Origin of the sequence: Bacillus infantis (assembly GCF_050107595.1) — a bacterium.
Taxonomy (GTDB): Bacteria; Bacillota; Bacilli; order Bacillales; family Cytobacillaceae; genus Bacillus_AB; species Bacillus_AB infantis_C.
In genome coordinates, this window is record NZ_JBNILH010000001.1 from 598,295 (window position 1) to 612,252 (window position 13,958).

Annotated in this window: 15 protein-coding genes; all 15 read left to right on the top strand. The window is 46.5% G+C overall.

Annotated features, from left to right (window positions below):
• The first annotated feature begins 66 nt into the window (after positions 1–66).
• The 15 genes from fur to lysA all read left to right on the top strand — a co-directional run bounded on the left by fur (position 67) and on the right by lysA (position 13,942).
• A complete protein-coding gene (fur, locus tag ACQCVH_RS03010; RefSeq protein WP_224900697.1) occupies positions 67–531 on the top strand; it encodes a ferric iron uptake transcriptional regulator in 465 nt (154 codons plus the stop codon).
• 122 nt (positions 532–653) lie between these two features.
• The gene (locus ACQCVH_RS03015; RefSeq protein WP_426834441.1) at positions 654–881 is read left to right on the top strand and encodes a YqzK family protein; all 228 of its coding nucleotides are present in this window, start codon (positions 654–656) and stop codon (positions 879–881) included.
• Positions 882–888: 7 nt separating this feature from the next.
• Entirely contained in the window at positions 889–1,782 is an 894-nt protein-coding gene (gene xerD, locus ACQCVH_RS03020) for a site-specific tyrosine recombinase XerD (protein ID WP_257991725.1), read from the top strand.
• A gap of 214 nt (positions 1,783–1,996) precedes the next feature.
• On the top strand, positions 1,997–3,178 hold the full coding sequence (gene deoB, locus ACQCVH_RS03025; protein WP_426834370.1) for a phosphopentomutase: 1,182 nt from the start codon (positions 1,997–1,999) through the stop codon (positions 3,176–3,178).
• 114 nt (positions 3,179–3,292) lie between these two features.
• On the top strand, positions 3,293–4,114 hold the full coding sequence (locus ACQCVH_RS03030; RefSeq protein WP_426834371.1) for a purine-nucleoside phosphorylase: 822 nt from the start codon (positions 3,293–3,295) through the stop codon (positions 4,112–4,114).
• A 23-nt stretch (positions 4,115–4,137) separates the two neighbouring features.
• Positions 4,138–5,442: a pyrimidine-nucleoside phosphorylase gene (locus ACQCVH_RS03035; RefSeq protein ID WP_426834372.1), complete on the top strand. Its 1,305-nt coding sequence runs from the start codon at positions 4,138–4,140 to the stop codon at positions 5,440–5,442.
• Positions 5,443–6,257: 815 nt separating this feature from the next.
• Positions 6,258–7,418 carry a D-alanyl-D-alanine carboxypeptidase family protein gene (locus ACQCVH_RS03040; RefSeq protein WP_426834373.1) on the top strand — a complete coding sequence of 387 codons (1,161 nt, stop codon included), beginning with the start codon at positions 6,258–6,260 and terminating at the stop codon, positions 7,416–7,418.
• A 188-nt stretch (positions 7,419–7,606) separates the two neighbouring features.
• A complete protein-coding gene (gene spoIIAA, locus ACQCVH_RS03045; RefSeq protein WP_426834374.1) occupies positions 7,607–7,957 on the top strand; it encodes an anti-sigma F factor antagonist in 351 nt (116 codons plus the stop codon).
• A gap of 2 nt (positions 7,958–7,959) precedes the next feature.
• Entirely contained in the window at positions 7,960–8,400 is a 441-nt protein-coding gene (gene spoIIAB, locus ACQCVH_RS03050; RefSeq protein WP_129612029.1) for an anti-sigma F factor, read from the top strand.
• Positions 8,401–8,412: 12 nt separating this feature from the next.
• Positions 8,413–9,171: an RNA polymerase sporulation sigma factor SigF gene (sigF, locus tag ACQCVH_RS03055; RefSeq protein ID WP_426834375.1), complete on the top strand. Its 759-nt coding sequence runs from the start codon at positions 8,413–8,415 to the stop codon at positions 9,169–9,171.
• A gap of 146 nt (positions 9,172–9,317) precedes the next feature.
• The gene (locus ACQCVH_RS03060) at positions 9,318–9,938 is read left to right on the top strand and encodes a stage V sporulation protein AA (RefSeq protein WP_426834376.1); all 621 of its coding nucleotides are present in this window, start codon (positions 9,318–9,320) and stop codon (positions 9,936–9,938) included.
• Positions 9,928–10,347 (top strand): stage V sporulation protein AB, encoded by a 420-nt coding sequence (locus ACQCVH_RS03065; protein WP_426834442.1) that lies wholly within the window; start codon positions 9,928–9,930, stop codon positions 10,345–10,347. Before ACQCVH_RS03060 ends, ACQCVH_RS03065 begins: the two co-directional genes overlap by 11 nt.
• Positions 10,348–10,375: 28 nt before the next feature.
• Positions 10,376–10,951, top strand: coding sequence for a stage V sporulation protein SpoVABEA (gene spoVAEA, locus ACQCVH_RS03070; RefSeq protein WP_426834377.1), 576 nt, complete (start codon positions 10,376–10,378; stop codon positions 10,949–10,951).
• The gene (locus ACQCVH_RS03075; protein ID WP_426834378.1) at positions 10,938–12,422 is read left to right on the top strand and encodes a spore germination protein; all 1,485 of its coding nucleotides are present in this window, start codon (positions 10,938–10,940) and stop codon (positions 12,420–12,422) included. The genes spoVAEA and ACQCVH_RS03075 overlap by 14 nt, the downstream gene beginning before the upstream one ends.
• Positions 12,423–12,622: 200 nt before the next feature.
• Positions 12,623–13,942, top strand: coding sequence for a diaminopimelate decarboxylase (lysA, locus tag ACQCVH_RS03080; RefSeq protein WP_426834379.1), 1,320 nt, complete (start codon positions 12,623–12,625; stop codon positions 13,940–13,942).
• Positions 13,943–13,958 lie beyond the last annotated feature (16 nt).

Consider the following 13,958-nt stretch of genomic DNA (forward strand, 5'->3'; position numbering starts at 1 on the left):
TATTTTGAAAACATCTCCCTATCTGTTATAATGAGAACTGACAGTGCGAGGGAGGGACTTTACGGGATGGAGACTAGAATAGATAGAATTAAAAAACAGCTGCATTCGTCAAGCTATAAATTAACACCGCAGCGTGAAGCGACAGTCCGTGTGCTGCTGGAGAATGAAGAAGATCATCTGAGCGCGGAAGATGTATACCTCCTTGTCAAAGAGAAGTCGCCTGAGATAGGTCTGGCGACCGTTTATCGCACACTGGAGCTATTAACTGAACTGAAAATTGTCGATAAAATCAATTTTGGTGATGGAGTTTCCCGTTATGACCTCAGGCAGGAAGGCGCCGCCCATTTCCACCACCATTTAGTATGCATAGAATGCGGGGCAGTAGATGAAATCCAGGATGACCTTCTGGAGGATGTCGAAGCGATTGTCGAGCGAGACTGGAACTTTAAGATAAAAGATCACCGTCTGACATTTCATGGCATCTGCTACCGCTGCCAGGATAAAGAAGACAGCGCAGATGAAGCTGAATGACTGGAACCTTTTCTTTTAACCGGAAAAGGTTTTTATTATTCCTAAAAGCTTTAGCCAGGGAGGTATAAATCTTGTCCAGCTTGGCATATCTTTTATTATAGAATGCAGCTGGAGGAAGAATGATGAGATCCTGGATGACTATGACGTTTAAAACATTGAAGGTATTTGTCCTGTTTACGGGATGTACAATCCTTTTTTATTATGGGCTTTTGTGGTTAAATGAAGAATATCAGAGCTATCACCGCTATGATGAGCCGGAAGGCAGCGCCGTCAGGGTTTCTGGTGATTCAGTTTCTGATGAAACCGACTGGTTTGACAGACTGATTCTGTTTTACCTGAATGGGGAGTAATGCATAAATGGAAGACAGGCTGAAAGATTTTGTGCACTTTTTATTGATTGAAAAGGGACTGGCCAATAATACAATTGTCTCTTATGAACGGGATTTGAAAAATTATCTTAAATTCATTGTGAAAAGCGAAGGACTTGCCAGTTTGAATGAAGTCCAAAGGGTCCATATCGTCCAGTTTCTGAAAAGGCTGAAGGAACAGGGGAAATCTGCCAAGACTCTTGCCAGGCATATTGCTTCCATCCGTGCCTTCCATCAGTTCCTGCTGAGGGAGAAGGCATGCGAAAATGATCCATCTGTACATATTGAGTCGCCGCAGCAGGAAAGAAGCCTTCCTAAGGTTCTAAGCATGGCAGAAGTGGAAACCCTCCTGGAATCGCCGTCAGATTCGAGCCATTACAGCCTCCGCGACAAAGCGATGCTTGAGCTCCTGTATGCAACAGGCATCAGGGTCAGTGAACTGATCGGACTGCAGATAGGCGATGTCCACCTGACAATGGGTTTTGTCCGCTGCATCGGGAAAGGAAATAAAGAAAGAATCATCCCGATCGGGAAAACAGCTTCAGAAGCCATTGAAAGATACCTTCTGCATGGAAGGCCGAATTTTGTTTCGAAAAGCCGCAGAGATGATACATTGTTCCTGAACCATCATGGCAGGCAGCTGACCCGCCAGGGGTTCTGGAAAATACTGAAAAAGCTTGCAGGCGATGCGGGCATCGAAAAAGAACTGACCCCTCATACCTTAAGGCATTCATTTGCCACCCATCTGCTGGAAAATGGAGCAGATTTGCGGGCAGTACAGGAAATGCTCGGTCATGCGGATATATCGACAACCCAGATATATACCCATGTCACGAAAACAAGGCTGAAGGATGTATATTCGAAATTCCATCCCCGTGCCTGATAAAACCGGAGTTTTAACTCTGCAAAAAAATAAATCTGATAAAACTGCTGAATTTATAGCAGTTTTTTCTTGTTTTTTAGGCTGTTAGTTTTGTAAAATATAGATGTCAGACTTCTGACGATTATAAACCTCTTCCAGGTTAATACTTTTGAAAAAGGGTAACATATATTTGTAAAATAAATTGAAAACGTGTACATGTTTAGGAGGAGATCACATGAATTCGCATACATATAAAAGAATCTTTCTAATTGTTATGGATTCGGTGGGAATTGGCGAGGCGCCGGATGCTGAGCGTTTCGGCGACAAGGGTTCTGATACGCTTGGCCATATCGCTGAAAGGATGAACGGGCTGAACATGCCGAACATGGGTAATCTGGGCCTCAGCAACATCAAAGAAATCAAAGGTATTGAAAGAGCAGAGAAGCCGCTCGCTTCTTATACAAAGATGCAGGAAGCATCAAACGGAAAAGATACCATGACAGGGCATTGGGAGATCATGGGGCTGAATATCGAGACACCGTTCAGGGTATTCCCTGAAGGCTTCCCGGATGAGCTTTTGTCCGAGCTTGAAGCCCGCACAGGCAGAAAGATCATTGGGAACAAACCGGCCAGCGGAACTGAGATCCTTGATGAGCTTGGTGAAGAGCATATGAAGACAGGGGCCCTGATTGTTTATACCTCGGCTGACTCTGTCCTTCAGATTGCAGCCCATGAAGAGATTGTACCGATTGATGAGCTGTACAGTATCTGTAAAATTGCCAGGGAACTGACACTTGATGAGAAATACATGGTTGGAAGAGTGATAGCCCGTCCTTTCATCGGGCAGCCGGGTGAATTCAAGCGCACTGCGAACCGGCATGATTATGCCCTGAAGCCATTTGACAGGACTGTTATGAATGAGCTGGAGGATGGCGGCCTGGATGTACTGGCCATCGGAAAGATTTCCGATATCTATGACGGCGAAGGTGTGACAAAGTCACTTCGTACTGTCTCTAATATGGACGGGATGGATAAGCTCCTCGAAACGATGGATATGGACTTCACAGGCCTGAGCTTCTTGAATCTTGTGGACTTTGACGCCCTTTTCGGGCATAGACGGGACCCGGAGGGCTACGGGAAAGCGCTGGAAGAATATGATGCGCGCCTTCCGGAAGTGTTTGAAAAGCTGAAGGAAGATGATTTGCTCATCATTACAGCTGACCACGGGAATGACCCGGTCCATCCCGGGACAGATCATACACGTGAATATGTCCCATTATTGGCTTATTCCAAGGGTATGGCAGGCGGAAAAGAGCTGCCGGTCAGGCAGACATTCGCCGATATCGGCGCAACTGTAGCCGAGAACTTTGCTGTGGAAGCACCAAAGTTCGGGAAAAGCTTCCTGGGTGAATTGTAAACCCGGGTCAAGATTTTAAACAACTGACATGCTGAGACATTAATGGAGATTGGCAGCCGAAGGCCATGGCCATTTAGCCAGCTCGGTACAGTCTGATAAAAAGGGGATTATAAAATGGACTACGGAAAAATTCAAAATGCAGCACAATTTTTAAAAGAAAAGTATGGAGAAACGCCTAAAATCGGCCTGATCCTTGGCTCCGGGCTCGGTGTTCTGGCAGAGGAAATCGAACAGCCAGTAAAAATTCCTTATAATGAAATTCCTGATTTTCCTGTTTCAACAGTTGAAGGGCATGCAGGCCAGCTTGTATTCGGCCTTCTGAATGGTGTGCAGGCTGTGGCGATGCAAGGGCGCTTCCACTATTATGAAGGCTACAGCTTCGACAAGGTCACTTTCCCTGTAAGGGTGATGAAAGAGCTCGGAGTGGAGATCCTGATTGTGACAAATGCTGCCGGCGGTGTTAATGAAAGCTTTGCACCAGGAGATTTAATGCTTATCTCGGACCATATCAACAATATGGGAAGCAATCCGCTGATCGGGCCTAATGACTCCAAGCTTGGCGTCCGTTTTCCTGATATGTCGGAAGCCTACTCCAGGGAGCTGCGCCAGCAGGCAAGAGAGATTGCAGGCAAGCTGAATATCAGCATCCAGGAGGGTGTATATGTTGGCAATACCGGCCCTGCATATGAAACGCCTGCAGAAGTAAAGATGCTCCGCACGATGGGCGGTGACGCAGTCGGCATGTCAACTGTGCCTGAAGTAATTGTGGCAAGGCATGCGGGCCTTAAAGTGCTCGGCATTTCCTGCATTTCCAATATGGCAGCAGGCATACTGGATCAGCCGCTTAACCATGAGGAAGTAATTGAAACGACTGAAAAAGTAAAGGCGAATTTCCTTGCTTATGTGAAAGAGCTTGTACGCCAGTTTGGTGCTTAAATAAAGAAAAAGTGGTGACGAATATGAGAATGGTGGACTTGATAGAAAAGAAACGCGACGGCAAAGAGCTGTCTTCGGAAGAAATCCAATTCATAATAAAAGGCTATACTGACGGTTCAATTCCTGACTATCAGATCAGTGCATTGACAATGGCAATCTTTTTCCAGGGAATGACAGAAAATGAGAGAGCCGACCTGACGATGAGCATGGTAGAATCTGGAGATCAAATCGATCTGTCTAAAATTAAAGGCATTAAAGTCGACAAGCACTCCACAGGGGGAGTCGGCGATACAACTACGCTGGTTCTCGGCCCTCTTGTAGCGGCAGTTGGTGTACCAGTGGCGAAAATGTCCGGCCGCGGCCTTGGCCATACAGGCGGTACCATAGACAAGCTTGAGGCGGTCGAAGGCTTCCATGTAGAGATAGAGAATGAAGAATTCATCAAGCTGGTCAACCAGAATAAAATTGCCGTCATCGGACAGAGCGGTAATCTTACGCCGGCGGATAAAAAATTATATGCTCTCCGCGATGTAACAGCAACGGTTGACAGCATCCCGCTCATTGCAAGCTCCATCATGAGCAAAAAGATTGCAGCCGGCGCAGATGCCATTGTCCTTGATGTCAAAACCGGTGCAGGCGCCTTCATGAAGACGCTTGACGATTCAAGAGAGCTTGCAAAAGCAATGGTAAGGATCGGAAACAATGTCGGCCGCAAGACGATGGCAGTCATTTCAGACATGAGCCAGCCGCTCGGCTTTGCCATCGGCAATGCTTTGGAAGTGAAGGAAGCAATCGAAACATTAAGGGGCGAAGGACCGGAAGATCTGACTGAGCTGTGCCTTACACTTGGAAGCCATATGGTTGTCCTTGCTGAAAAGGCAGAAAGCCCGGCCCAGGCCCGTGAAATGCTGGAGCAGGCAATCAAGGACGGATCCGCCCTTGAAGCAATGAAAACCTTCCTCAGCTCACAGGGAGGGGACGCATCTGTTGTCGATGATCCTTCCCGTTTGCCGCAGGCTAAATATGTATACGAACTTGATGCCAAAGAGGACGGCTATGTCTCTGAAATCGTCGCAGATGCAGTGGGAACGGCTGCCATGGTACTTGGTGCAGGCAGGGCGACAAAAGAGTCTGAAATTGATCTTGCTGTCGGCCTGATGCTCCGCAAGAAGATCGGCGACACTGTCTCTAAAGGAGAATCGCTTGCCACCATCTACAGCAACTTCGAGGACGTAGAAGAAGTCAAAGAGCGCCTTTACAGCAATATCAAAGTCAAAGCTGCCAAAGTAGATGCTCCTGTACTGGTGCATGAAGAAATTACTGAATAAGACTGTATGGAAAAGCTGCATCTTGAAGGGGAAATACTTCAGACAATGTGGAGAGAACAACCCGAATAACATACTGTTATCGTAATGGAAATAGGACGGTAATTAACAAACCAAAAAAGCCTGGGATTGATCCCAGGCTTTTTACTTTTAAACAGGTTGTTCTTATTCAATTAACGGACTCAATCGCTGAATAGTTGAACAGCCGAGTTACCGATAGTGAAACCAGGTTCCTGCTCATGAAAATTCATAGAGGGAGAAATTCCCCTTATTTAATAAATAACATTAAAAAAACACCTTAAATAAAGGGAGAAATACCTCTTATTGGACTTGAAAGCGTGCAAATAGAGGGGTTTTCATTTCATAAAGGGAAAAACACCCTTTATTTTACCCAAAACCCCTTCTAATCTGCGTTTAACGGTAAAAACTCCCCTTATTTTTCTATCACTGGTTATTCACTTTTCAGCTTCCCATCTGTTGAATCTGCTAAGAGCAAGCAAATGTTTTATGCGCTGAAAGGTTTGCTGACTCATGTGCTATTTTAGGTGTTTCCTCACGAAAACTGAACTACCTAAAGGGGTTCAGCTTTTTTATGCCTTGAATCCCGCGTCCTTTCCGCACCTCTTAGAGCACTCCAAAAAATAAGCAAAAGCTAACCTCTCCAGCTCTCGGGTAATCCCTCCATTATACAAGCTCTTAAATTCTCAAATCCATCAGAAACGTCTCATGTAAAATAAAAACTGCACCTCCTCCAATTTATTGTATAAATTTGTCTCCTTTGGAAAAAATGGAGGCTATAAAGAATGGAGGGTTATGTGATGAAGCGAATCGTTTCTATAATGGTGTTTGTTTTATTATCAGCAATGATGGCACCGGCAGCCTTAGCCGAAGAGAGCGGCGTCAAGCTGGTTGACAACGTAAAATCGGCGATCTTGATTGAGCGGGATACCGGGGCTGTTTTATATGAGCAGAACAGCAATGAACAGCTGCCCCCAGCAAGCATGACTAAGATCATGACCATGCTTTTAATAATGGAAGCGATTGATAAGGGAAAGCTTTCCATGGATGAAAAGATCAGGGCAAGTGAATATGCAGCATCCATGGGCGGCTCGCAGATATTCCTTGAACCTGGTGAAGAGATGACCACAGAACAGATGCTGAAGGGGATTGCCATCGGATCTGGAAATGATGCATCTGTTGCCATGGCAGAAAGGCTCGCCGGCTCTGAAGAAGAATTCGTCAAGCTGATGAATAAGAAAGCGAAGGACCTTGGCTTGAAGGACACGATTTTCAAGAATGCGACAGGCCTGCCTGTAACCGAGCACTACAGTACAGCCCATGATATGGCCCTCATGGCAAAGGAACTGCTGAAATATGAAGGTATAACCAAGTTTACAGGAACATATGAAGCTTATTTGAGGGAAGATACCGACAAGAAATTCTGGCTGGTCAATACAAACAGGCTGGTCCGCTTCTATCCAGGGGTCGACGGCTTGAAGACAGGTTTTACAAATGAAGCGAAATATTGCCTGACGGCTACGGCTGAGAAAAATGGGATGCGTGTAATCGCAGTAGTCTTTGGTGCTCCGACATCAAAAGAAAGAAATGCCCAGGTAACCAAGATGCTTGATTATGCTTTCGGCCAATATGAGACACATCCAATGTACAAGCGGAATGAAGCTCTTGGATCCGCCAAAGTCAGCAAAGGCGAGAAAAAGCAGGTGGAAGCTTTGACAAGCGAGCCGATCTCCCTCCTGACGAAAAAAGGCGAAGATACAAAGGCAGTCAAGAAAACCGTTGTCCTGAAAAAAGATCTTAAAGCCCCAATCGCTAAAGGCGATCAAATTGGCACGCTGAAAGTTGAAAAAGAAGGGAAGACAATCGTGGAAAGCCCGCTGGTGGCCAAAAGCGAAGTGAAAGAAGCCGGCTGGTGGACGCTCTATAAACGGGCTCTCGGCATTTTCACGAAATCGGATTAATGTCGAAAAAAAGGCGCATCAAGGAAAATTTAGCGAAACCGCACTAGTTTTGCCTCCAGGAAGGAATAAAGGCCTCCTTCAGCGAAATTGACTCTCTAGTAAGGCTTGATCCATGCAGGGAGATCAGGGCATGGACAGCCGGCCGGATCTGTAAATGGTTCCGGCAGCAGAGAAGGAGGCTAACAGTCATGAGTCTGATGATTGGAATGGAAGTAAAAAATGATGTGCTGTGCATTCGCTTAAGCGGAGAATTGGACCATCATTCGGCAGATGAATTAAGGGAAAAGGCAACAAACGCCATAGAATCATATGGTATTCGCCATATTGTCCTCAATCTGGAGCAATTATCCTTTATGGACAGCTCAGGCCTTGGAGTGATCCTGGGCAGGTATAAGCAAATTAAGCAGCTTCACGGCGAGATGGTCGTCTGTGCCATTTCACCGGCGGTACAGAGGTTATTCGATATGTCCGGGCTGTTTAAAATCATCCGTCTTGAGCCGACTGAGGAATTTGCACTTCAGCGATTGGGGGTTGCCTGACAATGAAAAATGAAATGAATCTTCAATTCAGCGCTTTGAGCCAGAATGAGTCCTTTGCCCGTGTGACCGTCGCGGCTTTCATCGCCCAGCTGGACCCGACAATGGATGAACTGACTGAAATCAAGACGGTCGTATCAGAGGCAGTTACCAACTCGATCATCCATGGCTATGACAATGACAGCAAAGGGATTGTCTATATTTCTGTCAGCATTGAGGACGGCTTTATTGATATGACAATCAGAGATGAAGGCCTCGGGATCGGGGATGTGGAAGAGGCCAGGCAGCCTCTGTTTACAACCAAACCAGAGCTGGAACGCTCCGGCATGGGCTTTACAATCATGGAAAATTTCATGGATGAGATAGAAGTTCGCTCACACCCAGGAGAAGGCACCGAAATCCGTTTAAGGAAGCATTTATCAAACAGTAAAATGCTATGCAATTAAGGGAGTCATGCTATGGATGTGGAGGTAAAGACAGATAAGACCCAGACGTATCTCAAGGATCACGAGGTAAAAGAGCTCATACAAAAAAGCCAGGCAGGAGACCAGGGTGCACGGGACACGATTGTCCAGAAAAACATGAGGCTGGTCTGGTCAGTGGTCCAGCGTTTTCTCAACAGAGGATATGAGCCGGATGATCTATTCCAGATCGGCTGCATAGGCCTGCTGAAGTCGGTTGATAAATTTGATCTGAGCTATGATGTGAAGTTTTCAACCTATGCTGTTCCTATGATCATTGGGGAGATACAGCGTTTCATCCGGGATGATGGAACTGTGAAAGTGAGCCGCTCCCTGAAGGAAATGGGAAATAAAATCCGCAAAGCAAAAGACGAGCTGACCAAGACTTTTGGAAGGATTCCGACTGTAACCGAGCTTTCCGCTTATCTGGAAATCGCTCCTGAGGATATCATCCTTGCCCAGGAGGCAGGCAGGACGCCATCCTCCATTCATGAAACCGTATATGAAAACGACGGCGACCCTATCACACTGCTGGATCAGATCGATGATGGCAATGATGGCAAGTGGTTTGACCAGATCGCCCTCAAAGAGGCAATCCGCGAGCTGGATGAACGGGAAAGATTGATTGTTTACCTAAGATATTATAAAGATCAGACGCAGTCTGAAGTGGCAGCAAGGCTTGGGATATCGCAGGTGCAGGTCTCCCGGCTTGAGAAGAAAATCCTTCAGCAGATGAAAGACCGGATGGATATGTGAATCCATCGGTCTTTTTTTTGTGCACTGGCTGGCTTCCGGACAATCCAATGCGGCTTTCCATTATCCCCAATTTTTGGTCAACATGATTGGAATTTTATTACGAATACTATTTATACAAGGAAAACACTGTTTGGGAAGTGATCATAATGGAAAAAACGGTTTATGTCCGGCTCAGGAACCGTATTCAAGTGCGTCCGCAGGCTTCCGTCCAGCTAAAGGATATTGCCTTGATTATTGCAGATGAAACACTTTATGAACGGTTAGGGAATCTTTCCATCCATCACGTTTCAGATCATGACCGGAATATTATTGTCATTGACATTGTCCAGGTGATCCAGGCCATTGCCGCAGAAAAGCTGCAGCTCGATATACAGGCTGTCGGTCCCTCCCAGACAATCATTGAGGTGATCTATAAAAAGAAAAAAGCATCCACAGCGTTTTTCCTGCTAATCTGGTTTCTGCTGTTTTTTGGTGCCGCACTGACAATCATGAATTTTCATGAAGATGTCAGCATGCAGACAGTGCATCAGCGGATTTATACAATCATCACCGGCAAAGTGGAGAAAAAGCCCCTGCTGTTCCAAATTCCCTATTCTATTGGCCTTGGACTTGGCATGATCATTTTCTTCAATCATGTTTTCAAAAAAAGGCTCAATGAGGAGCCCAGCCCGCTGGAGGTAGAAATGTTCAATTACCAGCAGGATCTCGACCGCTATGTCATTATGCATGAAAATAAAGAAAGCATGAAGAACCTTGATGACCATTAGCATCATGATCGTCATTTTCCTGGGATTTGCGGGGGGCGTCTCTGTGGGGGCAGGATTTGTTGCGTTTCTGACTGTGCTGGGGATTATTCCAAGGCTGACCCAGCTGTCAAAGACAATGAAAATGATCCATCACTATGAATGGGCGGTTGTAATCGGGGCGGTTGCAGGAACATCTGCAAGCCTTCAGGACCCGCGGCTTTACTTCCCGGGATTTATCCTTGTTCTTTTCGGTCTGGCAGGCGGGATTTTTGTGGGGATGGTGGCGGCAGCACTTACTGAAGTGCTTAACGTCCTGCCGCTGCTGGCCAAAAGGCTTGGGATTGACGGCAAAATAGTTGTTCTGCTGATGGCCATCGTATTCGGGAAAGTATTTGGATCGCTGTTTCACTGGATGTATTTTGTAGACTGACTATGTAAAGCGAAAGGACATCAAAGCAATGGATGAACGGAGGAAGGTCATACTGATTACAGATGGCGATGAGTATGCAAGAAGGACTGCAGAGCATGTAGCGAAGGATATTGGCGGCAGATGCATCTCTATGTCCCACGGGAATCCATCTGTTTTGTCAGGCCCCGATATCGTAAAGATGATTAAGAAGGCCCCCCATGACCCAGTACTTGTCATGTTTGATGACTCCGGCTATGTCGGCGAGGGGCTTGGTGAAATAGCCCTTAAATATGTGGCAGGGCATGAAGATATTGAAGTGCTGGGTGTAATAGCAGTTGCCTCAAAAACAAGGCAGGCGGAATGGACGCATGTGGATGTATGTGTCGACAGATACGGTGAGCTTACTCCGTATGGTGTTGATAAGCTCGGGGTTCCTGAAATGGAAATTGGAAAAATGAACGGGGATACAGTCTACTGTCTTGATGAATTGGATGTTCCCCTGATTGTCGGAATCGGCGATATCGGCAAGATGTCACGAAGAGATCATTATGAAATAGGCTCTCCTATCACCAAAAAGGCAGTGGAACTCATTCTGGAAAGGAGCGGATTTTATGGCGGAAACTAAAAAGAAAAACAAGACCCCTATTTCAGAATCACCCGGCAGGAACGAAGACTTCATGAAGGAGCGCATTGGGCTTGGCGTCAGCTTTGATCTCGGTGTCAGGAAGCTGCAGATCCTGAAGAAAGAAATTCAGATATATTATGTAAATGGATTATGTGATACGTCTTTTATCACCCAAATCCTAGAAGAGCTCGTAGAAATCAATGATCATGAGAAACTGTCTTCAAACGTTTTCAATATCGTGAAAAACCGTATTGTCAATCAGTCGGTGCAGCCGATTGAGACGATGGATGAGCTGGTCGACCAGGTACTGTCCGGTCTGATCGTCATACTGATCGAGGGGGAGACAACTGGGCTTGTTGTCGACGTCAGAAGCTACCCCGGCAGAACACCGGAGGAGCCTGATACAGAGAAAGTTGTGCGGGGCTCAAGGGATGGCTATGTAGAAAATATTATTGTTAATACCGCCTTGACCAGAAGGCGGATCAGGGATGAGCGCCTCCGCTTTGAAATCATGAGGATCGGGGAGCGCTCCAAAACCGATATAGCGATTGCTTATATTAAGGACGTTGCCAGTACAGATTTGATTGAAGTGGTCAGGCAGGAAATTCAATCAATTGATATCGACGGACTGACTATGGCAGATAAAACGGTTGAAGAATTTCTTTTAAAGCAAGGCTATAATCCATACCCGCTCGTCCGTTATACAGAAAGGGCCGATGTAGGGGCGACCCATCTGCTGGAAGGGCATGTCCTGATTTTCGTTGATACGTCGCCAAGTGTGATCATCACGCCGACAACCTTTTTCCACCATCTGCAGCATGCTGAGGAATACAGGCAGTCGCCGGCAGTCGGCACATTCATCCGCTGGATCCGCTTTATCGGAGTGCTCGCCTCACTATTCCTGCTGCCATTATGGTTTTTATTTACTCTGGAGCCGCAATTGCTGCCGGATGCCATCAAGTTCATCGGCCCCAATGAAAAGACAAATATACCTATCGTCATACAAATCTTCCTGGCCGATATTGGAATCGAGTTCCTAAGGATTGCTGCCATCCATACGCCTACACCTCTTTCAACGGCAATGGGATTAATAGCAGCCGTCCTGATCGGTCAGATTGCCATCGATGTTGGGCTGTTTGTGCCAGAGGTCATTCTCTATGTGGCTGTTGCATCCATCGGAACCTTTGCGACTCCAAGCTATGAACTGAGCATAGCCAATAAAATGGCCAGGCTCGCCATCCTGATTGCTGTAGCTCTCTTCCATACACCGGGTTTCATTATCAGCATAACAGTATTCATCCTCCTGCTGGCGAGCATCAAATCACTGAACACGCCATATTTATGGCCGCTGCTGCCTTTCAGCCCGAAAGCATTTTTGCAGATTCTGATCAGAAGGTCTGTCCCGGGCTCGAAAATCAGGCCAAGCATCGTCCATGCGAAAAACCGATTTAAACAGCCGGCTAAAAATTGAATATTATGCTAATACCAATTGCAGTTTTCCGGGAATTATGGTAAGTTTTTAACTAAATAAAGGACTAAAGAAGCTGAAATAGACAGTTCAGAAACGGGAACTGTCTATTTTATATAGCCAGGAATATTCCGGGGCTGTGAAAAAGCGGCCGCGGCAGTCTATAATAAGAGTAACAGTATAGAGGGAATGAGGGAGTAAGCATGTTTTTTCATGGGACAGCAAGAGTAAATGGACAATCTCATTTGGAAATCGGCGGAATGGATACCGTTGAATTGGCAAAGCAATTCGGGACACCGGTTTATGTATACGATGTGGCACTGATTCGTGAAAGGGCAAGGGGCTTCAGGCAGACATTCGAAGAGCTCGGGGTAAAATCCCAGGTTGCTTATGCGAGCAAAGCATTTTCTTCCATTGCCATGATTCAGCTGGCTGAAGAAGAAGGACTGTCGCTTGATGTGGTTTCAGGCGGAGAGCTTTATACAGCATTGGCAGCAGAGTTCCCTGTGGAAAGAATTCATTTTCATGGCAATAACAAAAGCAGGGAAGAGTTGGAGATGGCGCTTCACTATGGAGTCGGCTGCATCGTTGTAGACAATTTCGATGAGCTGGAGCTGCTTAAATCAGTCTGCAAAAGCAAAAACACGAAAACAAAGATTCTGCTGCGTGTGACACCGGGAATCGAGGCGCACACCCACGATTATATCCTGACAGGGCAGGAGGATTCCAAATTCGGCTTTGATCTGCAAAATGGACAGGCCGAAGCAGCGCTCAAGCAGGCAATATCATCCCCATGGCTCGAAACACTGGGCATACACTGCCATATCGGCTCGCAAATCTTTGAAACGACCGGCTTTATTCTTGCGGCCGAGAAAATATTTGAAAAACTGTCAATCTGGAAAAAAGAGCTTGCCTATGAACCGGCTGTGCTGAATCTGGGCGGGGGCTTTGGCATCCGCTATACTGATGAAGACGCGCCGATTGCGGCTTCAAAATATGTTGAAGAAATCATCAGCGAAGTGAAGAAGCTGGCCGGCAGCTTCAAGATGGAAATGCCTGAAATCTGGATTGAGCCAGGCCGTTCGCTTGTCGGCGATGCAGGGACAACTCTGTATAAGACAGGCTCAAGGAAGGATGTCCCAAATGTCCGCCATTACCTGGCGGTGGACGGAGGCATGAGCGATAACATCCGTCCAGCCCTTTATCAGGCAAAATATGAAGCTGTGCTTGCCAATCGGCCGCTGGAGAAAGCGGAAGAAACGGTCTCCATTGCCGGCAAATGCTGTGAGTCAGGCGATATGCTGATATGGGATCTGCCTTTGCCGAAAGCTGAGCGGGAGGATCTTCTGGCTGTATTTTGCACAGGAGCCTACGGATACTCCATGGCCAACAACTATAACCGCATCCCGCGGCCGCCGGTTGTATTCGTAGAAAATGGAGAGGCGCGCCTTGTCGTCAAACGGGAAAGCTTCGAAGACTTAATCCGGCTTGACCTGCCTCTTCAGGAAAAAATCAAGAACTAAGAAAAAAAAGCAGCCG